Source organism: Vibrio thalassae (assembly GCF_900089835.1).
Lineage (GTDB): Bacteria > Pseudomonadota > Gammaproteobacteria > Enterobacterales > Vibrionaceae > Vibrio > Vibrio thalassae.
In genome coordinates this window covers 74275-93809 of the sequence record NZ_OANU01000123.1, presented here as the reverse complement: position 1 = coordinate 93809, position 19535 = coordinate 74275, and the positions used below count along the sequence as shown (strand labels likewise).

Sequence of the window (19535 nt, the reverse complement as noted above, 5' to 3'; positions counted from 1 at the left end):
CAAGAGCTTTATTACTAGCTGTGCTACCATATCATCAAATAGGGATTTTAGAGTGACACCATGACTCAGTATTTAGTGATTACCGCCGTTGGTACTGACCGCCCAGGGATTTGTAATGAAGTAGTACATCTGGTCGCACAGGCTGGTTGTAACATCATCGATAGCCGTATTGCTATGTTCGGCAACGAATTTACTCTCATCATGCTGATTTCCGGCACCCCAAGTTACATCACAAGAGTCGAGACCACCTTGCCACTTTTAGGCCAAGAGCATGATCTCATTACTATGATGAAACGTACCTCCAAACACGACGCTCTACCGAATCAATATACCGTTGAAGTGTTTATCGAATCGGAAGACCGTCTTGGACTTACTGAACAATTTACACAGTTTTTCGCCGACAAGCAGATTGGTCTTGCTTCGTTAAGCGCACAAACCATCGTCAAAGAGCGCGCTGGGACAGAGGTCGATCAATTCCAGATCGCACTCACGGCCAATGTAGAAGAAAATTGTAATCTGATGCAATTGCAAGAAGAGTTTGACTCTTTGTGTCATCGCTTATCAGTAAAAGGCTCGCTGAACTTTATCAGCGGTAGTAAGTAAAATAATAACATCATCTAGCTTCAAAGGAATTTCAATGAATACGTTGACTGCGGGCATGCCAGCCCCAAACTTTTCTTTGCTCGACCAAGACGGCAACACCGTTACACTGCAAGACTTTAAAGGCAAGAAAGTCCTGTTCTATTTTTACCCGAAAGCCATGACGCCTGGCTGCACCGTTCAGGCTCAAGGTCTTCGCGACGTAAAAACAGAGCTTGACGATCATAATGTCGTCGTCCTCGGGGTGAGTATTGACCCAGTAAAACGCCTCGGGAAATTTATTGAGCGCGATGAGCTTAACTTTACGCTTCTTTCCGATGAAGACCATTCGGTTGCAGACCAGTTCGGTGTCTGGGGTGAAAAGAAATTTATGGGTAAAGTCTATGACGGCTTGCACCGCATCAGTTTCCTGATCAATGAAGACGGAGTGATTGAACACGTATTCAATAAGTTTAAGACCAAAACCCATCATGAAGTGGTGCTTGACCATTTAAATGAGAAGGCGTAGTAACACGACTTATTGAAAGCCAAACAGCCCATTAAAAAAGTCACCGTAAGGTGGCTTTTTTATTTTAGGACGAGACCCTTAAAATCGCTAAGTGGCGTGTTGAGTGCCATCATCGTGATTTGGTAGTGCATTCCATACCGCTTTCACTAACGTTGCCAATGGGATGGCGAAGAATACCCCCCAGAACCCCCATAAGCCACCAAACACCAGTACTGCAACAATTATCGCCACTGGATGTAAGTTTACCGCTTCAGAAAAGAGTACGGGTACCAGAACGTTACCATCCAATGCTTGGATAATACCGTAAGCAACCAGTAGCCAATAAAACTGTGGTGCCAGACCCCACTGGAATAAACCTACCATTGCAACTGGCACAGTGACTGCCGCAGCACCGATGTAAGGGATAAGTACAGAGAAACCGACCAATACTGCTAACAACACGGAATAACGAAGGTCTAGGATAGCGAACGTAATATAGCTTACAGAACCAACAATCAAGATCTCGAGTACCTTGCCGCGAATGTAGTTGGAGATTTGCTGATTCATCTCAACCCACACTTTGTTCGCAAGGCGACGGTTACGAGGTAGCACCCCACTCGCCATCTGAACCATCTCTTCTTTGTCTTTGAGTAAGAAGAACACCAGTAATGGCACTAATATCAAATACACGGCTAGAGCTGCTAGACTGACAAGCGATGCTAGCGAGCCTTTCACAACGTTTTCACCTAACACTAAAACTTTATCTTTCACATTACTCATAATGGTTTCGACTAAATGAATCTCAGCCAAATCAGGGTACCGTTCTGGTATCGTTGCGACAAACTGCTGCAGACCGTTGTACATATTTGGAATGTCATTCAACAAGTTGCCAACTTGATTCCAAATTGTTGGCACCAAGCCAAAAATGGCTAACAACATTAAGCTAATGAAAAGCAGGATAACCATCACAACCGACAGGGTTCTTGGCATGCCAAGTGCGCACAGTTTGCTGACAGGCCACTCTAACAAGTAAGCCAACACAATCGCCACTAATAACGGAGCAATCAAATTACCGAAGAAGTAAATAGTAATAAATCCAAAGAGCAGAATTACTACCAAACTCACTGCATCTGGGTCGGAAAAGCGTCGCTTGTACCAACGACGGACCATATCTAGCATCAATTAATCATCCTGTTTACGAATATTGATAACGCTCACTTCATCTTCAACCCTATGATGTATCTTGGCATTCTGGATAGATAAGTATTGAAGGACGTCCGAGACTGAATGCTTGTCGACTAACCTTACCGACAATAATTGCCCTGCTTCAATCTGTTTAAATGCACGCTTGACTAACAGCAATGACATCGGGCAGCGCTCTGCAACTAAGTCTAGATGTATATCAATCATTCAATTTCCATTTGAACAGCGTGAAACCAAGCATGAGTGTTTCGAATCTCTCAAAGTCTTCCATTGTAAAGACTTTTAGTAACATACCCAACCTGTAAGTGTTACAGAAACTGTGAATAATAGATATTCAAACCAAGTCGAGCTAACAAACCAAAGGAATGGTATATAAATGAGAAAACCTTTCCTATCCAAGTTCCGTATGCAAAAATGAGAAACAAGAGGATAAGGTAGGAAACCAAGTCAGGATTTCATGGTCAAAACTACCACATTTTAAGGAGTTACCTCAGTCGTATGTTGAAACGCGCCCGTTCATTGATTTGCCTATGCGTCGCTGCCGCAATTAGCGTCCCCCAAGTTGCCTATGCCGAAATCGATTTACCCGATATCGGAACGGCAGCTGGTGCCACGTTGACCATAGACCAGGAGCTCATTTATGGCGATGCGTACATGCGGATGATTCGCGCTAGCTCTCCGATTGTGAATGATCCCGTACTCAACGAGTACGTTGACTCTATCGGCCATCGATTAGTCTCTAGTGCTAACGATGTAAAGACGCCTTTTACCTTCTTTATGATCCGCGATCGTAATATCAACGCATTCGCGTTCTTTGGTGGTTATGTCGCACTGCATACAGGTCTTTTTTTGCATGCCCATACGGAGAGTGAACTTGCCTCAGTCATGGCACACGAAATTGCTCACGTCACTCAGCGCCACTTAGCGCGCCGCATGGAAGACGAAGCTCGCCGTTCTCCGGCGACCGTTGCTGCACTTGTTGGTTCGCTACTGTTGGCAATCGCGGCTCCCCAAGCGGGTATCGCGGCACTGACTGCAACGACCGCAGGATCGATGCAAGCATCGATAAACTACACTCGCAGTAACGAAAAAGAAGCCGATCGCTTTGGTATTGCTACTTTGGCTCGAGCCAAATTTGACGTCAACGATATGCCACGATTCTTTGGCCGTCTTGCCGATGAGTATCGTTATGCGAGTAAACCGCCACCGATGTTGCTCACTCACCCATTACCAGAAGATCGTATTACGGACACTCGTGAGCGAGCGCAGCACTATCCGCCACTACGCGTGCAACCATCTATTAACTATCATTTGGCGCGCGCTAGAGTCGTTGCGCGTTATGCAGGGATAAAATCCACTTCTGCGATGGACTGGTTCCAACGTACAGCACGCAAAGCTTCCCCGAAAATTCAGGATTCATTCGAATACGGGAAAGCCTTGGTTTATCTTGATACCAACAAGTTAGATGAAGCTGAAGCTATTCTCGATAAACTGTTAAAGAAAGATCCAAACAACAACTTCTACTTAGATGCCGCGTCCGATCTTTATATTGCTCAAAAGCAACCTGAAAAAGCCGTCAAATTGATGAAGGAAGTATTAACCGTTAAGCCTAATAATCCGGTTATTACGATCAATTATGCGAACGCGCTGCTGAAAAGCGAAAAATACCAAGATGCCATTCAAGTATTACAACGTTACACTCATGAACACCCTAATGATACCAACGGTTGGCACTTGCTATCTAAAGCCAATATTAAGCTCGGCAATAGTGCTGAAGATCTCGCTGCCCGCGCTGAAATATTGGCACTAAACGCTCAGTGGGATAAATCTATTCAGCTTTACTCTCAAGCCAGTCAATTAGCCAAATTAGGAAGCCTAAAACAGGCTCGCTATGACGCTCGCATCGACCAATTATTGGCGCAACGCGATCGCTTCATAGCACTACAATAAAACCAATAAGGAATAGCCGTATGTCAGTCACCATATTTCATAATCCACGCTGCTCTAAAAGCCGACAAACCCTTGCTTTGCTTGAAGAAAAAGGCATTCAGCCAGAAGTAGTTAACTATCTCAACACTCCGCCTACGGTAGAGAAACTGAAAGAGATTTTTGGTCAGCTAGAATTAGAAAGTGTTCGTGCCATGATGCGTACTAAAGAAGATATTTACAAAGAGCTTCAGTTAGCCGATCCAGCACTGACCGATGAACAGTTGTTCCAAGCAATGAGTGATCATCCCAAGCTTATCGAGCGTCCAATTGTCGTCAGCAACGGCAAAGCAAAGCATGGCCGTCCGCCAGAGCAAGTGTTAGACATACTGTAATGGCATATCATATTCTGGTGCTTTACTACAGTCGACATGGAAGCACCAAGCAACTCGCTCGTGCCATATCACGAGGCGTTGAGTCAGTCGAGCAATGCCAAGCTATTCTGCGTACAGTGGACAAATTAACAGAAGATTCAGACTTACACAGTGGCGACCCAATTGTGTCCCTCAACGAGCTAAAGCAATGTGATGGTTTAGCTATGGGGAGCCCGGTCTGGTTTGGCAATATGGCTGCGCCTCTAAAACACTTTTGGGATCAAACCACCAGCTTGTGGATATCAGGTGACCTAATCGATAAGCCTGCTTGCGTGTTCACTTCATCATCCTCATTACATGGCGGTCAAGAAAGTACAGCGATGAGCATGCTACTTCCTTTATTGCACCATGGCATGATGATCTTAGGCATTCCCTACAGTGAACCAATGTTACATACCACCACCACTGGCGGCACTCCTTATGGAGCTTCACATGTAGCCGACTCAAGTACCCAACTTAGCAGCGAAGAGTCTGAACTCGCTTTTGCGTTAGGAAAACGCTTGGCGCAAACCGCCAAAAAAATGAAGTAATGGAATCATGTTAGCAATACCTTTTAAAACCAAAACAATGCGCATCTTTGCATTGGTAGCCAACCTCGCTCTACTGGCTTGGGTTGCTGTTTGGCACGGCTTTTTGTCCCCCCACCCACATATTAACCCGACAGCGATGACCATTGCTTGGATGATTCCACTGCTATTGCCTTTGCCAGGGATTATTGCAGGAAAACCTTACACTCATGCTTGGGCCAACTTTGTCTTGATGCTTTACTTTCTCCATGCTTTAACACTACTTTATGCCGATGAAGGTGAGCGGTGGTTGGCATCAGTAGAGCTTCTACTCACCGGCTTAGCTTTTGCTGGAAACATCCTTTATGCACGGCTAAAAGGTAAAGAGCTGGGTTTAAAACTGCCGCGACTTTCTTCTGTCGAAAAAAAAGAAAAGCAGCGCTTCGAAAAATAGCCCTCTGAGATCACCTCAACATAAAGCCCAATAAAAAAGGAGGCGAAGCCTCCTTTTATGTCACCTCAACCGGTTCTAATACAGCCACTCAAACGTGAGTTGTGGCTTGGCAATCAAACCATTGGTAGCTCCCGCTGCCTCTTCAAAATCCTTAGCGATGCTTGTTTCATCCACAGAAGTCACCACCGTGGCGTCAGTGACAGTGGCTTGAGTCTGGCTATTGGGGTCCGGCTTTACGTTGGAAGTGTCCTCCACAGGCAAAGTCTGCGGACTCTCCGTTGACTCAACAATGACGTCTTCCGGCTGCACGTCTACCTTTTTAACTAACCCCAGTTTTAGCACTTCTTGTTCAAACGACTCTATCGAACCTAATAAATACGCTCTGATAATCACATCGTCGCCTTTTACTTCAGCGACTTCCACTTTCGCGGTAGAAGCTAATCGGCCTAAGGCACGCTCCAGAGTGAAAAACGAATCAGCGTTTTTTATCCCAGTGAAGGAGACCGTGATGGTTCCAGCACTCTCGCCACTCACAACCGTTGCATTTTTAGCAGCATAATAGTCGCTAACTTGGTCGATCAGCGTCGCCATGGCTGCACTGCCCGACGCCGAACCAGTGATAGGCTCTAGCTGATTACGACCTAACGTATCTGGCGCTTGGTCATACAAGGTCCAACGTAAGTTATTGCCCTCAGCTCTTACGACCATCACCGCATCGACAGGATAACGCTGAGTCGCTTGGGAGATCGGCCCTACGAAGCCTCCCCATAAATCGGTTGGCTGAATCCCAGTCATGTCATCAAAGTCACCAACCGGAAAGGTGACTGGCAGACCACGTCGCTTGGCTTCTTTTCTTAGCTGATCTGCTGCTTCGGAATTGGTATGTTCCCAAGTAATAGCTCGGTCACGACCATCATCCTCAACTAACCACACCATAACGTTGGCTCTTTCAATCGGCCATGATGATAAATCAGCCTGCTTCAATAGTGTATTGATTTGCTCACTATTAAAGGTCATTCTCAACGCCTGTTCACCGTTTAGCTGCGTGTAACCTAGCTGCGTAATGAACTGGGAGTTATTGCCAAGCGCTTTTTTTACTACCGGATTTGCTGCTGCGTTTGAGTCACCACTGGCTTTGATCAATACCTCCAGCATGCCTTGCTGGCGAGCGACTTCGTCAGCATTCGGCTCTTCAGAATTCACCACCACTTCGGTCGAATAAATATCAACCTTGGTCAATGCATAAGCTGGCATAACAAAAACTGTCGCCAACAACCAAGCTAAATAACGCATAAGCATCCTAAATTACAAAGATATAAGTCGAAATGATAAGCAAGTATGTCTTCGGGAGCAAGCCGAGTGCTTCAAGGTTTGGTTAATATTTTTTGCTTACACGTCTATGCGGCAAGCTTAAAGAACACAATATCCAGCTTTCTATTGAGAATTTACTAACAAAAAATCGAGATTTTTTACCAAGATCATTAAGTAATCGATTACAAAGTGATATTATCCGGCCAATTTGCCCAAAGCCCTTGGGTGAACATTTTTATTTGCTTGGATATCAAACTATGAAAACTATCTTACAAGGTTCTCAAATGCTATTTGTAGCGTTTGGTTCCTTAGTTCTTGTTCCATTACTAACCGGATTGGATCCTAACGTTGCGCTTTTCGGAGCCGGTGTCGGTACATTATTATTCCAATTAATCACTCGTCGTAGCGTTCCTATTTTTCTAGCGTCTTCTTTTGCTTTTATCGCTCCGATTATGTTTGGCGTTCAAACCTGGGGCGTTGGCGCTACCATGGGCGGTTTGATGGCGGCCGGTGTTGTTTACATCATCCTAGGTGCAGTTATCAAAGCAAAAGGGGTAGAAATCATCCATAAACTATTGCCTCCTGTCGTCGTCGGCCCTGTGATCATGGTTATTGGTCTTGGACTGGCTCCAGTTGCAGTCAACATGGCTTTAGGTAAAACAAGTGATGGCTCTGCTCAACTCATCAATGGTGAAGCGGCACTTTGGATCTCTTCAGTTTCATTACTCGTAACCATCGGGGTGAGTGTTTTTGCTAAGGGCTTCTTAAAGCTTCTACCTATTGTTAGTGGTATCGTCGCAGGTTATATCACGAGCTTAGTATTCGGTGTCGTGGACTTCACGCCTGTTGTTCAAGCATCTTGGTTATCGATGCCAAACTTCACTGCCCCAGAATTCAATATCAATGCCATTCTATTTATGCTACCAGTTGCCATTGCTCCTGCTGTTGAACACGTTGGCGATATGTTGGCAATTTCTAACGTGACGGGTAAAGATTATTTGAAGAAACCCGGTCTTCACCGCACTATCGCAGGTGACGGCGTCGCGACCATTGCAGCGTCTATGGTAGGTGCGCCGCCAAACACGACGTATAGTGAAGTGACTGGTGCTGTTATGCTAACGAAAGCCTTTAACCCAGTGATCATGACTTGGGCTGCCATCACCGCTATCGTTTTAGCCTTGGTAGGTAAGCTTGGTGCAGTCTTACAAACCATTCCTGTCCCTGTGATGGGTGGTATCATGATTTTGTTGTTTGGTTCAATCGCAACAGTTGGCTTGAATACTCTAATTAAAAATCATGTTGACCTACATAAATCTCGTAACCTAGTCATTGTCGCGATCACATTGGTCTTTGGTATTGGTGGTATGGCTTTTGGTATTGGTGAATTTAGTCTTCAAGGCGTCAGCTTGTGCGGTATTGTTGCCATTATCCTCAACCAAATTCTTCCTCATGATTTAGGTGAGAATAAAGTCGTCGATAACGCTCAAATGGAAGATTAATCTCTCCAAACGTAAAAAAGGCTGACAATCGTCAGCCTTTTTGATGTGAGGTCGTCGAACTCTTAATTACTGAGTACCGAAGATCTTGTCACCGGCATCACCAAGTCCTGGAACAATGTAACCTTTATCGTTCAGGCACTCATCAATTGCAGCTGTGTACAGCTCAACATCTGGGTGTGCTTTTTCTAATGCTTCAATACCTTCTGGAGCAGCAACAAGTACCAATACTTTAATCGCCTTACAGCCTTTCTCTTTCAGCAAATCGATGGTGGCAATCATAGAACCACCCGTTGCTAGCATTGGGTCAACAACCAATGCAATACGCTCATCGATGTTTGATGCTAGCTTGTTGAAGTAAGGTACAGGTTCTAGCGTTTCTTCATCACGGTAGATACCTACAACACTGATACGTGCACTTGGCATGTGCTCAAGCACGCCGTCCATCATACCTAGACCAGCACGAAGAATTGGCACAACGGTCACTTTCTTACCCTTGATTTGGTCCACTGCAACCGGACCATTCCAACCTTCAATAGTTACTTTCTCAGTCTCAAAGTCTGCTGTCGCTTCGTACGTCAATAGGCTACCTACTTCTGTAGCTAGCTCACGGAAACGTTTTGTGCTGATGTCCCCTTCACGCATCAAACCCAGTTTGTGCTTCACAAGAGGGTGTTTAACTTCAACAACTTTCATGTCCTACTCCGGCAATTTTTAACAAAACCTGCAAATTATACATGGTTTCTTTCGCTATTTCAGTCAAGATTATCGGTTAATGATGTTTTTTCCGCACGTTTACCCGCTAAAACCTGACGATATCAATAGATTACCCTCGCTCAAAAATAGTTTGCATTTTCTTACGCAAACGTTTTCCTTTTTGTTTAAACCCCTGTTAGAATAGCGCCCGCTTTTCACATCCATTTATTTATCGAGGACTGTCCCGTGAGCGGAAACAACACTTCCCTAAGCTATAAAGACGCTGGTGTAGATATTGATGCTGGTAACGCATTAGTTGACCGTATTAAAGGCGCGGTTAAGCGCACTCGTCGCCCTGAAGTTATGGGAGGCATCGGTGGATTTGGTGCTTTATGTGAGCTGCCAACTAAATACAAAGAGCCTGTACTTGTATCTGGAACGGATGGTGTCGGTACCAAACTGCGCCTAGCTTTGGATATGAACAAACACGACACTATCGGTATTGATCTGGTAGCCATGTGTGTGAACGACTTAATTGTTCAAGGTGCAGAGCCACTGTTCTTCCTCGACTATTACGCAACTGGCAAGCTAGACGTCGACACGGCGGCTGACGTGGTATCTGGTATTGCCGAGGGTTGCATCCAAGCAGGTTGTTCGCTTATTGGTGGCGAAACAGCAGAAATGCCTGGCATGTATGACGGAGAAGACTACGACGTTGCAGGTTTCTGTGTTGGCGTCGTTGAAAAATCTGAAGTTATCGATGGCACGAAAGTGGCTGCCGGTGACGCACTCATCGCGGTTGGTTCAAGTGGTCCACACTCAAATGGTTACTCTCTTGTACGCAAGATTTTAGAAGTATCTGGCGCCGACAAGAACGAAATGCTTGGTGAACGCACAATTGGTGAACACCTACTAGAACCAACGAAAATTTATATTAAATCAGCTCTGAAAATGATCGCTGAACACGATATCCATGCAATCTCGCACATCACAGGCGGTGGCTTCTGGGAAAATATCCCTCGCGTACTTCCTGAAGGAACCAAAGCGGTAATCGATGGTAATAGCTGGGAATGGCCAGCAATTTTCAACTGGCTACAACAGAAAGGTAATGTCGAGACATTTGAAATGTACCGTACTTTCAACTGTGGTGTAGGCCTAATTGTTGCGTTGCCTCAAGAGCAAGCGGCCGCCGCGGTTGAGCTACTAAAAGCTGAAGGTGAAAATGCATGGGTAATTGGTGAGATCGCGACTGCACAGGCTGGTGAAGAGCAAGTAGAGATCAATTAGTTTCATGAAGAATATTGTTGTTTTAGTTTCAGGTAATGGTACCAACTTACAGGCGATTATCGACGCCTGTGAGTCCACCATCGAAAACGCCAAGGTACGAGCGGTCTTTTCAAATAAAGAGTCTGCTTTTGCCTTAGAGCGTGCACGAAAAGCAGGAGCAGAGGCAGAGTTCCTCGATCCTAAATTAAGTGAAACACGTGAAGCGTTTGACGCTGAACTGATGCGTCGTATTGACGTGCACAAGCCCGATTTATTGGTTCTAGCTGGCTACATGCGTATCCTGAGTGGTGATTTTGTACGCCATTACATGGGACGAATGATCAACATTCACCCATCGCTGTTACCAAAATACCCAGGTTTGCACACGCATCAACGTGCAATTGATAATTGTGATGAACACCATGGCACCAGTATCCATTTTGTTACTGAGAAGCTAGACGGCGGTCCAATTATCTTGCAAGCAAAAGTGCCAGTGTTCGATAACGATACGATTGAAACTTTAGAACAGCGTGTTCAAAGTCAGGAACATAAGATCTACCCATTAGTTGTAAAATGGTTCGTTGAAGGCCGTTTGTCGATGGATGGTAGTAAAGCGATGCTAGATGGTTTAGAGCTTGGCCCTCAAGGCTATGCGGACAAATAACCCTCTCAATCACAACGAGTAAATATCAAAAAAGCGAGTGATGTCATCACTCGCTTTTTTCTTATATTCCAGCTTGATGTGGGCTTATAACGGCTCAGTAGGCGCTTGGCTTGCAGGCTTTGCCTCCGCAAACTCCACGTCTTTTAACTCATTAACATTGCTAGCGACTAACTCCCCAAAATGAAACAGGTTAAATTCACCCGGCTTCATTCGATGCCAACTTTCATTGCTAGTCAGCGGTTGGGTTGCTACCAATGTCACCACATCGTTAGGTGTTGTCTCTTCGTGGAAGTTAATAGTGACATCTTCATCGAGTAAGGTGGCTTTACCAAATGGGGCTTTACGCGTGATCCAGTACAGATGGTTAGTGCAATAGGTCATCACAAACTCGCCATCACTTAGCAACATGTTGTAGACACCATACTCACGTAATTCATCACAACACTCAGCGACATAAGCAAACATGGCCATTAGATCTTGCGGCGGTTCAGGAAAACGCTCATCCAGCTTTCTCAACAACCAACAGAACGATAATTCACTGTCGGTTTCGCCCACTGGACGAAAATGGCCGGTGTGCAACCCTTGGTAATCACTGAGCTGACCATTATGAGCAAAAGTCCAATAACGCCCCCACAACTCACGCGTAAAAGGGTGCGTATTTTCAAGATTTACCTGACCACGATTCGCCTGTCGTATATGACTGACGACCGCACGACTCTTTATCGGATAATTTTGAACCAATTCTGCAATTTTTGAATCACAACTAGGCTGAGGGTCTTTAAAGGTTCGAAAACCTTTGCCTTCATAAAAGGTAATCCCCCAGCCATCTTTGTGGGGGCCAGTGTTACCACCACGTTGAATCAAACCGGTAAAGCTAAAACAGATATCTGTAGGCACATTTGCACTCATGCCAAGCAATTCACACATTGAGTTCCCTACTCTTTTTCTTACACAATAACGTCACTAATAAGCTGAGATTATTCCATCTCTTTTTCGATCAATTGAATCACAATATGAATGATCTTGATATGTACTTCTTGAATTCGATCTGCGTAACCGAAGTGCGGTACACGGATCTCAATATCAGCGACACCCGCCATTTGGCCGCCATCTTTGCCTGTTAGAGCAATAGTTTTCATACCCTTAGCTTTGGCAGCTTCAATCGCCTTTAAAATGTTGCCAGAGTTACCTGATGTAGAAAGACCAAACAACACGTCACCAGAACGGCCTACCGCTTCAACGTAACGTGAGAACACATAGTCGTAGCCAAAGTCATTACTGACACAAGAAAGATGGCTTGGATCTGAAATCGCGATACCTGCGTAACCCGGACGGTTTTCACGATAACGACCTGTTAGTTCTTCAGCAAAGTGCATCGCATCACAATGCGAACCGCCATTACCACAAGATAGCACCTTACCATCTTGTTTAAATGAATCTGCAATCATCTTCGCCGCAGCTTCAATCTGTGCAATGTTGTGATCGTCGCTCAGGAACTTATTTAGTACGTCTGCAGCTTCAGTAAGCTCATTTCTAATTAGATCTTGGTACATAGGTTTATTCTCTTTATTTTCCGACATCAACGCGTCGTTACGATTATCTGAGTGTAACTATAAATCCCCAATTCTGTCGATAGGCATAACCTTATCTCGCTTCCCCCCAACTACTTTTTCATGACTTAACCTAAGAAACTGACTGGAAACTATACAAAGCTCTCATTTTTGGATCGTATTAGAGTAATTACTTTTGAAAATTTACATTTGCGCAATAATTGAGTTACAATTAAAACTGGTACGACCTCTTACCTTTTCTATAGCTAAAACAGTCAACCACTACAACAACGATAAGTACCCAGATAAAGGAACAATCATGGACATCTTGCTCTCAATCGTCGCCTTGCTCGGCACAGTTGGATTTAGTTTCTACCAACGAGCGTCGCTGGCAAAATCTTTATTACTCGTGACCGCTGCAATGGTCTTAGGTTCACTGCTCGGTGTATTTGGCACCATCGTATGGGCGTTATATATTGCTACGGTCGCCATATTATGTGTGCCTTCGATTAGACAATCATTGATTTCTGCTAAAGCACTTAAACTCTTCAGGAAAGTGCTTCCTGCCATGTCTCAGACAGAAAAAGAAGCACTCGATGCGGGTACCGTTTGGTGGGAAGCTGAGCTGTTTAAAGGCAAACCAAACTGGCAGAAACTACAAAACATCAGCCAACCAAAACTGAGCGACGAAGAGCAAGCTTTCTTAGATGGTCCAGTCAATGAGGTTTGCGCCATGGTAAGTGACTACCAAGTCACGCACGAGCTTGCCGATCTCCCACCAGAAGTCTGGCAATACCTTAAAGATCACAAATTCTTTGCCATGATCATTAAGAAGAAATACGGTGGACTTGAGTTCTCAGCTTATGCGCAATCCTTGGTACTGCAAAAATTAACCGGTGTCTCTGGTGTCCTGTCATCGACGGTTGGTGTCCCTAACTCATTGGGCCCTGGTGAGCTTCTTCAACACTATGGTACAGAAGACCAAAAAGACTACTACTTACCTCGCCTAGCAGTCGGTAAAGAGATTCCGTGCTTTGCGTTAACAAGCCCAGAAGCCGGCTCTGACGCAGGCTCTATCCCGGACTTTGGTGTGGTATGTAAAGGTCATTGGGAAGGTAAAGAAGTCTTAGGTATGAAACTGACGTGGAACAAGCGCTACATTACGCTCGCTCCAGTCGCAACCGTGCTTGGTCTTGCGTTTAAACTTCGCGACCCTGATGGCCTTCTAGGTGATAAACAAGACCTAGGCATCACGTGCGCACTCATCCCAACACACTTAAAAGGGGTGGAAATTGGTAATCGTCATTTCCCGCTAAATGTCCCATTCCAAAATGGCCCGACAAAAGCGAACGAGTTGTTCGTGCCACTTGATTTTATTATTGGTGGTCAGAAAATGGCAGGGCAAGGCTGGCGTATGTTGGTGGAGTGCTTGTCTGTGGGGCGCGGCATCACTCTGCCGTCAAATTCAACAGGTGGCATCAAAACGGCAGCGTTGGCAACAGGGGCTTATGCCCGTATCCGTCGCCAGTTCAAACAACCCATCGGCCATATGGAAGGTATCGAAGAGCCACTAGCGCGTATCGGTGGTAACGCTTATGTGATGGATGCTGCTAGCCACCTAACGGTTACCGGTATTGATTTGGGCGAGAAACCATCCGTTATTTCTGCCATCGTCAAATACCATTGTACTCACCGTGGTCAGCAAAGCATTATCGATGCGATGGACATTGTTGGCGGTAAAGGCATTTGCCTTGGCCCATCCAACTTCCTAGCTCGTGGTTATCAAGGCTCACCTATTGCAGTAACGGTAGAAGGTGCCAATATTCTCACGCGTTCGATGATCATCTTTGGTCAAGGTGCGATTCGTTGTCACCCATATGTATTAACAGAAATGGAAGCCGCTCACTCGAATGATAATGATGCTGTCGACAAATTCGACAAAGCACTTGCTGGGCACGTTTCCTTTACCATTAGTAACCTAGTCCGCAGTTTCTGGCTCGGTCTAACTGACGGTCGCGGCTCATCAACTCCACAAAAAGATGCTACCAAACGTTATTACCAACAGCTTAACCGCTACAGTGCGAATCTCGCCCTGCTATCCGATGTCTCTATGGCGGTTCTTGGTGGTTCACTAAAACGCAAAGAGCGCTTGTCGGCGCGCCTTGGTGATATTTTGAGTCAGTTGTATCTAAGCAGTGCTGCATTGAAACGTTATGACGTGGAAGGCCGTAACAGCGAAGATTTACCGCTTCTTCATTGGGGTCTACAAGATAGCCTAATGCAAACTGAAAAAGCGTTGGACGATTTCTTGGCTAACTTCCCCAATAAAGCGATTGGTCGTTTGATGCGCTTTATCGTCTTGCCACTGGGCACCGTTCGTAAAGCACCGTCAGACAAACTCGATAGTCAAGTTGCTCGCATCTTGCAAACACCTTGTGGCGCTCGAAGCCGCTTGGGTCGTGGTCAATATCTAGAACCAACTGAGCACAACGCTGCTGGTCGTATTGAGCAAGCTCTAGAGGTCGTTTTACGTGCCGAGCCTGTGTTTACTAAGGTATGTAAAGCGCTTGAACAGCGCCGCCCATTTACACAACTTGATAAGGTTGCGGCATTAGGACTGGAAAACAAGATCATTACTCAAGAGGAGGCATCATTGCTTATTACTGCAGAAGCACATCGCCTGTATACCATAAACGTCGATGACTTCGCACCAGAGGAACTTGCAGCAAAACCTGTCTACCCGACGATGGAAGAAGTTGCATAAACGTCGATAACTCAATAAACAAGGGTCAGCAATTGCTGACCCTTGTTGATCTTTTTGCTCGGTCTACCGTGGCATATTTAGCTGCATTTCTGGTAACGATGCTCTAATGGCCCGCTTACGTTGGACCAACCACCAGATAAGCCCACCAACAACAATAAGTACCAGATTACCAAGCACAATCGCTACTATAGCTCGTGTTCTCACTTGCTCTCTGTGCGCAAGAATCTGAGCTTCTTGTTCCGCTTTCTTCTTCGCTTCTCGAGCCGCCGCTTGCATTTGCTCTGCTTTTGCTAGATCCAAAGCACCAACAACACTAAACGTACGTGTTGGCAGATCAAAGACTAGTGCACGTCCTGTTGATGCTTCGTTCGCGTAAACGTGGCCAGTCCAATGATAGGTACCCATTTGATTTAAGTCGTTAAAATAAGACGTTACCTCATTTTTACCCGCCTGCGCTTGGTGTTGCACAACCTGCTCTGATGCATCTGGAGACTGTAATTCGATTGAAGTGGCTAAACTACCTGACTCGATAGTCGCAGCTTCACCTTGAATTATGATTTGATGCGGCGCTTTATCATCACCTTGGATAAATTTGCTTGAAAAAGGTGTCGGATAGATCAGTACTTCTTGCTCTAATGTTCGTAAAAACACCCCATTCCCAGTTGTGATTCGGACATTATACTTACCCGGCTCAAGTTCAATTGGCAACTCTACCGTAAAAATACCATCTCCCGCTCGCTCATCAAGCCCTTCTCCATTGTCGTAAAATTCACCAATGACAATGGGAACTGGACGTATGTGACTGTCGGATTGTTCTTGAGATTCAAGATAGCGCGTCATTACGACTTTGAGGTTCACCCGATCCAGAATATTGTCAACGATTAACGGCTGATCATCAGTCATAAGTCGAGCGGTAAACTTCAACTTCTCACCCTGATAAATACGTTGTGGCAAGGTTTCAGCTTTTAAAGATAACTGAGAGATGATTTGAATGTTGTTTTTAGGAGTCACTTTACCAATAGCTTGCCAAGGACCTGGCATTGGTTTTTCGACTGAAATGATATCGACGCTGGGCTCTTCAATCCAGCGAACATTCTCAGGATGACGCCAAGCGTAATATTTTTTACCATCAGGGCGAACCAAGGTAACCGGCTTTGAGTTATCTTGTCGATAAACCAAAAACGTGATTCTTTCTACCGTTTGGTCGACTCGAAACCGGTTATCAAGAAATGACATAGAGGACTCAGTCGCAAACGCACCAACTGTTAGCGATAACCATAGCGCTATCGCAAAAATAATCCTCTGCATGCTTCTCTCCTACAGGCGCCAGAGACAACGGCCACCTTTTTCAACAATATCTAAGCGCGAATTGTGCGCTTCTATTTCATCGGCAGAAGCATGCAAGATCTTTAGCGATTTTCTTCCAGTTGTGAGTCTCTTAATAGTTTCACCACCACTTTCATCCCCATCCGACTGTCCAGCATTAAATTGCATTGACGTTTGACCACCCGTCATTGCCAAATACACTTCTGCCAATATCTCCGCATCGAGCAAAGCGCCGTGGAGAATACGAGCGGACGTATCTATTGTGTAGTGTTTTGCCAGTGAGTCGAGGTTCTTTCTTGCTGGCATGTTTGCCATGCGTTTTGCCATCGCAAGCGTATCGGTAACCTTACAGTACTGCTCAGTATTACCAATCGAGGCGTCTAACTTCTCAAACTCGTAGTCCATAAAGCCCACATCGAAGGGTGCGTTATGGGCAACAAGCTCTGCGCCTTTGATGAAATCAAGAAACTCTTCATGAACTTGATGGTAGAGCGGCTTATCTAATAGAAACTCGTCGGTGATACCATGAACTTCGATAGCGTCTGGTTGGATTTCGCGATCGGGCTTTAAATAAACGTGAAAATGGCGACCAGTCAGCTTACGGTTGATAATTTCTACCGCACCGATTTCAATGATTCGGTGCCCCATATAATGTGGGCCACCTTCGCGGTTCATACCTGTGGTTTCGGTATCGAGCACCACGATTCTGCGTTGTTCTGAATTGAGACTGGTATTCATGATGTTTTGTATGTCAGACTATGTAGATAAACTTACTGGGCTATATAGTATCAAATCATGACGAAGCAGGTTGAAATTTTCACAGATGGTTCTTGTTTAGGCAACCCAGGTCCCGGAGGCTATGGGATCGTCCTTAGATACAAACAGAACGAAAAGACGTTAGCCAAAGGCTATACGCTGACAACAAACAATCGCATGGAAATGATGGCGACTATTGTAGCACTGCAAACCCTAAAAGAGCCGTGCAATGTTATCTTAACCACAGATAGTCAGTATGTTCGACAAGGGATTACGCAGTGGATACATAACTGGAAAAAACGTGGTTGGAAAACTGCAGACAAAAAGCCCGTTAAAAACGCGGATCTTTGGAAAGCGCTTGATGCAGAAACGGTACGTCATGACATCGACTGGCGCTGGGTTAAAGGCCATGCAGGACATCGAGAAAATGAAATGTGCGATGAACTAGCAAGAACGGCGGCGGAAAACCCGACCGACGAAGACACGGGCTACCAGCCGAACTAACCTTGCTGTTGATTACGAGCTCTGCTTTTTATCTGCAGTACGATAGCTAACACTGGCCGGTGTTAGCTTTTTCTTTAGACGCCAATGTGGCTTGATCGGTTTTAGCGGATAGGTGCGCTTTCTCGCCACGATAAAGTACAAGCTACCCATGGGTGACGCCCAGTCACCAATACTGCTTTCTAACCACGTCCACATCGTTCGATATCGTTTCATCGGGAACAGAGCATAAGTATCCGCATACACGACTTGATAATTGAGCACCCCTAACCAGTCTTTTATGCGATTCGGAGTAAACATGCGTCCACTCCAAGGAAAATTATTCTTCCTCCAGGGCATTAAACTCGCAAGACCAGTGAAGCTCATAGGGTTAAAGCCCGTAATAATAAGATAGCCATCATCGATCATCACTCTATCTACTTCGCGTAATAGTCGATGAGGATCCTCGGCATATTCAAGTTGGTGTGACAACACGACGGCGTCAAAACTCTTCTCTAAGAATGGTAATTCATAGCGGTCAGCGATAACATTGTGTAGTGGGTTTTTAGAGTCGAGGTTCACTTGGTGCTGAATGTTGCAATTACAGCTCGTGAGCTCACAGCTCAGCCCACCGAGTTTTAGCATATGATAGCCAAAAAGCTTGGGACACCATTCATCTAGCCTAGTTTGAATAGACTCTGAGACCCATTGACCGTTGGCAAGCTCTTCCCAAGAATGGGGATGATCAACTTTTTTCTTGCTGCGTGCTGGCTTCATTTACGCGCTCTCTCCCATACCGAACTGGAGAAACAACAATGTTACATATCAAAAGCATACCTGCATTTAACGATAATTACATCTGGCTGATTCAAAATAACCAGAACTTGTGTGCCGTTGTCGATCCAGGTGATGCAGAACCGGTGATCGCATATCTAGAAGCCAACCAGTTAGAGTTAGTGACCATTTTGATTACTCATCACCATTGGGACCATACTGGTGGTATCGAAAAGCTAGTAGCAAAATACCCGACGATTACGGTTCTTGGCCCCGAAAATTCCAATATAAAACACCTAACTCACCATGTCAGTGAAGGTCATAGGATTAACCTGTTCAATGAGGAGTTTTTGGTTCTCAATTTGCCAGGTCACACACTCGACCATATTGGCTATGTTGGCGACGAAAAGCTGTTTTGTGGCGATGTCCTGTTTTCCGCGGGCTGTGGTCGCATTTTTGAAGGCACGCCAGAGCAAATGTATCATTCATTACAAAAGCTCACCGTTTTGCCGGAGGAGACGGAGGTGTACTGTGCTCACGAGTATACGCTTAGCAACCTCGCATTTGCCATGGCAGTCGAACCTCATAACGAGTTCCTCCATGAATACCGAGACGGTGCTAATCAAAAGCGCGCTAAGGGTTTCCCTACAATACCAACCACAATTTGTTTAGAAAAACGGATCAATCCATTTTTGCGAACTACTCAGCCAGAAGTTGTGAAGTCGGTCGCAAACCGCACGGTCAATCATGATCCCTTATCAACTTTTACAGCATTACGTGAGTGGAAAAACGAATTTTAACGTTTTGCTGCTTGTTTGGCCCAATTCGTATTAGTATTATGC

21 protein-coding genes are annotated in these 19535 nt (G+C 45.3%); 12 read left to right on the top strand and 9 right to left on the bottom strand.

Translation table 11 applies throughout. The features are described 5' to 3' along the window. Window positions 1-60: 60 nt before the first annotated feature. Together VTH8203_RS20785 and bcp are read left to right on the top strand one after the other, a co-directional pair. Window positions 61-603, top strand: a complete 543-nt coding sequence (locus tag VTH8203_RS20785; RefSeq protein ID WP_096995370.1) for a glycine cleavage system transcriptional repressor — start codon at window positions 61-63, stop codon at window positions 601-603. Window positions 604-637: 34 nt separating this feature from the next. Beyond that, window positions 638-1108 carry a thioredoxin-dependent thiol peroxidase gene (gene bcp, locus VTH8203_RS20780; RefSeq protein WP_096995369.1) on the top strand — a complete coding sequence of 157 codons (471 nt, stop codon included), beginning with the start codon at window positions 638-640 and terminating at the stop codon, window positions 1106-1108. Window positions 1109-1195: 87 nt separating this feature from the next. On the opposite strand, the gene VTH8203_RS20775 is transcribed toward bcp, so the two are convergent. After that, the gene (locus VTH8203_RS20775; protein ID WP_096995368.1) at window positions 1196-2266 is read right to left on the bottom strand and encodes an AI-2E family transporter; all 1071 of its coding nucleotides are present in this window, start codon (window positions 2264-2266) and stop codon (window positions 1196-1198) included. 3 nt (window positions 2267-2269) lie between these two features. Further along, window positions 2270-2497, bottom strand: coding sequence for a sulfurtransferase TusA family protein (locus tag VTH8203_RS20770; protein ID WP_096995367.1), 228 nt, complete (start codon window positions 2495-2497; stop codon window positions 2270-2272). A gap of 291 nt (window positions 2498-2788) precedes the next feature. On the opposite strand from VTH8203_RS20770, the gene bepA reads away from it, so the two are divergent. Genes bepA through VTH8203_RS20750 form a run of 4 tightly spaced genes read left to right on the top strand, consistent with a single transcriptional unit; the run spans window position 2789 to window position 5610 of the window. After that, window positions 2789-4240: a beta-barrel assembly-enhancing protease gene (gene bepA, locus VTH8203_RS20765; RefSeq protein ID WP_096995366.1), complete on the top strand. Its 1452-nt coding sequence runs from the start codon at window positions 2789-2791 to the stop codon at window positions 4238-4240. Window positions 4241-4260: 20 nt separating this feature from the next. Beyond that, window positions 4261-4611 carry an arsenate reductase (glutaredoxin) gene (arsC, locus tag VTH8203_RS20760; protein WP_096995365.1) on the top strand — a complete coding sequence of 117 codons (351 nt, stop codon included), beginning with the start codon at window positions 4261-4263 and terminating at the stop codon, window positions 4609-4611. Next, window positions 4611-5180 (top strand): NAD(P)H:quinone oxidoreductase, encoded by a 570-nt coding sequence (gene wrbA, locus VTH8203_RS20755; RefSeq protein ID WP_096995364.1) that lies wholly within the window; start codon window positions 4611-4613, stop codon window positions 5178-5180. Before arsC ends, wrbA begins: the two co-directional genes overlap by 1 nt. Window positions 5181-5187: 7 nt before the next feature. Next, entirely contained in the window at window positions 5188-5610 is a 423-nt protein-coding gene (locus VTH8203_RS20750; RefSeq protein ID WP_096995363.1) for a DUF2069 domain-containing protein, read from the top strand. 75 nt (window positions 5611-5685) lie between these two features. On the opposite strand, the gene VTH8203_RS20745 is transcribed toward VTH8203_RS20750, so the two are convergent. Beyond that, complete coding sequence (locus tag VTH8203_RS20745; RefSeq protein WP_158296210.1) at window positions 5686-6903, bottom strand: DUF2066 domain-containing protein; 1218 nt, start codon at window positions 6901-6903, stop codon at window positions 5686-5688. A gap of 275 nt (window positions 6904-7178) precedes the next feature. Between VTH8203_RS20745 and VTH8203_RS20740 the strand changes: the two genes are divergently transcribed. Next, complete coding sequence (locus tag VTH8203_RS20740; protein ID WP_096995361.1) at window positions 7179-8420, top strand: uracil-xanthine permease family protein; 1242 nt, start codon at window positions 7179-7181, stop codon at window positions 8418-8420. 66 nt (window positions 8421-8486) lie between these two features. On the opposite strand, the gene upp is transcribed toward VTH8203_RS20740, so the two are convergent. Next, the gene (gene upp, locus VTH8203_RS20735; RefSeq protein ID WP_096995360.1) at window positions 8487-9113 is read right to left on the bottom strand and encodes a uracil phosphoribosyltransferase; all 627 of its coding nucleotides are present in this window, start codon (window positions 9111-9113) and stop codon (window positions 8487-8489) included. 246 nt (window positions 9114-9359) lie between these two features. Here upp and purM point away from each other — a divergent pair, with 246 nt between their 5' ends. Next, window positions 9360-10400 (top strand): phosphoribosylformylglycinamidine cyclo-ligase, encoded by a 1041-nt coding sequence (purM, locus tag VTH8203_RS20730; RefSeq protein ID WP_096995359.1) that lies wholly within the window; start codon window positions 9360-9362, stop codon window positions 10398-10400. A 4-nt stretch (window positions 10401-10404) separates the two neighbouring features. Then, window positions 10405-11043: a phosphoribosylglycinamide formyltransferase gene (gene purN, locus VTH8203_RS20725; RefSeq protein WP_096995358.1), complete on the top strand. Its 639-nt coding sequence runs from the start codon at window positions 10405-10407 to the stop codon at window positions 11041-11043. Window positions 11044-11127: 84 nt separating this feature from the next. Here purN and VTH8203_RS20720 read toward each other — a convergent pair whose 3' ends face one another. Further along, window positions 11128-11970 (bottom strand): class II glutamine amidotransferase, encoded by an 843-nt coding sequence (locus VTH8203_RS20720; RefSeq protein ID WP_096995357.1) that lies wholly within the window; start codon window positions 11968-11970, stop codon window positions 11128-11130. Window positions 11971-12020: 50 nt separating this feature from the next. Continuing rightward, window positions 12021-12596, bottom strand: coding sequence for a D-sedoheptulose 7-phosphate isomerase (gene lpcA / locus VTH8203_RS20715; RefSeq protein ID WP_031495242.1), 576 nt, complete (start codon window positions 12594-12596; stop codon window positions 12021-12023). A 316-nt stretch (window positions 12597-12912) separates the two neighbouring features. On the opposite strand from lpcA, the gene fadE reads away from it, so the two are divergent. After that, window positions 12913-15357: an acyl-CoA dehydrogenase FadE gene (gene fadE, locus VTH8203_RS20710; protein ID WP_096995356.1), complete on the top strand. Its 2445-nt coding sequence runs from the start codon at window positions 12913-12915 to the stop codon at window positions 15355-15357. A 63-nt stretch (window positions 15358-15420) separates the two neighbouring features. Here fadE and VTH8203_RS20705 read toward each other — a convergent pair whose 3' ends face one another. After that, a complete protein-coding gene (locus tag VTH8203_RS20705; RefSeq protein WP_096995355.1) occupies window positions 15421-16665 on the bottom strand; it encodes a TIGR03503 family protein in 1245 nt (414 codons plus the stop codon). 9 nt (window positions 16666-16674) lie between these two features. After that, entirely contained in the window at window positions 16675-17421 is a 747-nt protein-coding gene (gene dnaQ, locus VTH8203_RS20700; RefSeq protein WP_096995354.1) for a DNA polymerase III subunit epsilon, read from the bottom strand. Window positions 17422-17478: 57 nt separating this feature from the next. On the opposite strand from dnaQ, the gene rnhA reads away from it, so the two are divergent. Continuing rightward, a complete protein-coding gene (rnhA, locus tag VTH8203_RS20695; RefSeq protein ID WP_096995353.1) occupies window positions 17479-17943 on the top strand; it encodes a ribonuclease HI in 465 nt (154 codons plus the stop codon). 12 nt (window positions 17944-17955) lie between these two features. Here rnhA and VTH8203_RS20690 read toward each other — a convergent pair whose 3' ends face one another. Beyond that, complete coding sequence (locus VTH8203_RS20690) at window positions 17956-18696, bottom strand: class I SAM-dependent methyltransferase (RefSeq protein WP_096995352.1); 741 nt, start codon at window positions 18694-18696, stop codon at window positions 17956-17958. A 38-nt stretch (window positions 18697-18734) separates the two neighbouring features. Between VTH8203_RS20690 and gloB the strand changes: the two genes are divergently transcribed. Then, window positions 18735-19493 (top strand): hydroxyacylglutathione hydrolase, encoded by a 759-nt coding sequence (gene gloB, locus VTH8203_RS20685; protein ID WP_096995351.1) that lies wholly within the window; start codon window positions 18735-18737, stop codon window positions 19491-19493. Window positions 19494-19535 lie beyond the last annotated feature (42 nt).

What these genes read in the sequence shown, in the direction of transcription:
- bepA (WP_096995366.1), top strand. Translation starts at nt 2,789, where the DNA reads ATGTTGAAACGCGCCCGTTCATTGATTTGCCTATGCGTCGCTGCCGCA.
- VTH8203_RS20705 (WP_096995355.1), bottom strand. Translation starts at nt 16,665, where the DNA reads ATGCAGAGGATTATTTTTGCGATAGCGCTATGGTTATCGCTAACAGTT.
- wrbA (WP_096995364.1), top strand. Translation starts at nt 4,611, where the DNA reads ATGGCATATCATATTCTGGTGCTTTACTACAGTCGACATGGAAGCACC.
- VTH8203_RS20770 (WP_096995367.1), bottom strand. Translation starts at nt 2,497, where the DNA reads ATGATTGATATACATCTAGACTTAGTTGCAGAGCGCTGCCCGATGTCA.
- upp (WP_096995360.1), bottom strand. Translation starts at nt 9,113, where the DNA reads ATGAAAGTTGTTGAAGTTAAACACCCTCTTGTGAAGCACAAACTGGGT.
- purN (WP_096995358.1), top strand. Translation starts at nt 10,405, where the DNA reads ATGAAGAATATTGTTGTTTTAGTTTCAGGTAATGGTACCAACTTACAG.
- bcp (WP_096995369.1), top strand. Translation starts at nt 638, where the DNA reads ATGAATACGTTGACTGCGGGCATGCCAGCCCCAAACTTTTCTTTGCTC.
- gloB (WP_096995351.1), top strand. Translation starts at nt 18,735, where the DNA reads ATGTTACATATCAAAAGCATACCTGCATTTAACGATAATTACATCTGG.
- VTH8203_RS20720 (WP_096995357.1), bottom strand. Translation starts at nt 11,970, where the DNA reads ATGTGTGAATTGCTTGGCATGAGTGCAAATGTGCCTACAGATATCTGT.
- VTH8203_RS20750 (WP_096995363.1), top strand. Translation starts at nt 5,188, where the DNA reads ATGTTAGCAATACCTTTTAAAACCAAAACAATGCGCATCTTTGCATTG.
- VTH8203_RS20745 (WP_158296210.1), bottom strand. Translation starts at nt 6,903, where the DNA reads ATGCGTTATTTAGCTTGGTTGTTGGCGACAGTTTTTGTTATGCCAGCT.
- rnhA (WP_096995353.1), top strand. Translation starts at nt 17,479, where the DNA reads ATGACGAAGCAGGTTGAAATTTTCACAGATGGTTCTTGTTTAGGCAAC.
- arsC (WP_096995365.1), top strand. Translation starts at nt 4,261, where the DNA reads ATGTCAGTCACCATATTTCATAATCCACGCTGCTCTAAAAGCCGACAA.
- VTH8203_RS20785 (WP_096995370.1), top strand. Translation starts at nt 61, where the DNA reads ATGACTCAGTATTTAGTGATTACCGCCGTTGGTACTGACCGCCCAGGG.
- VTH8203_RS20740 (WP_096995361.1), top strand. Translation starts at nt 7,179, where the DNA reads ATGAAAACTATCTTACAAGGTTCTCAAATGCTATTTGTAGCGTTTGGT.
- VTH8203_RS20775 (WP_096995368.1), bottom strand. Translation starts at nt 2,266, where the DNA reads ATGCTAGATATGGTCCGTCGTTGGTACAAGCGACGCTTTTCCGACCCA.
- VTH8203_RS20690 (WP_096995352.1), bottom strand. Translation starts at nt 18,696, where the DNA reads ATGAAGCCAGCACGCAGCAAGAAAAAAGTTGATCATCCCCATTCTTGG.
- fadE (WP_096995356.1), top strand. Translation starts at nt 12,913, where the DNA reads ATGGACATCTTGCTCTCAATCGTCGCCTTGCTCGGCACAGTTGGATTT.
- lpcA (WP_031495242.1), bottom strand. Translation starts at nt 12,596, where the DNA reads ATGTACCAAGATCTAATTAGAAATGAGCTTACTGAAGCTGCAGACGTA.
- dnaQ (WP_096995354.1), bottom strand. Translation starts at nt 17,421, where the DNA reads ATGAATACCAGTCTCAATTCAGAACAACGCAGAATCGTGGTGCTCGAT.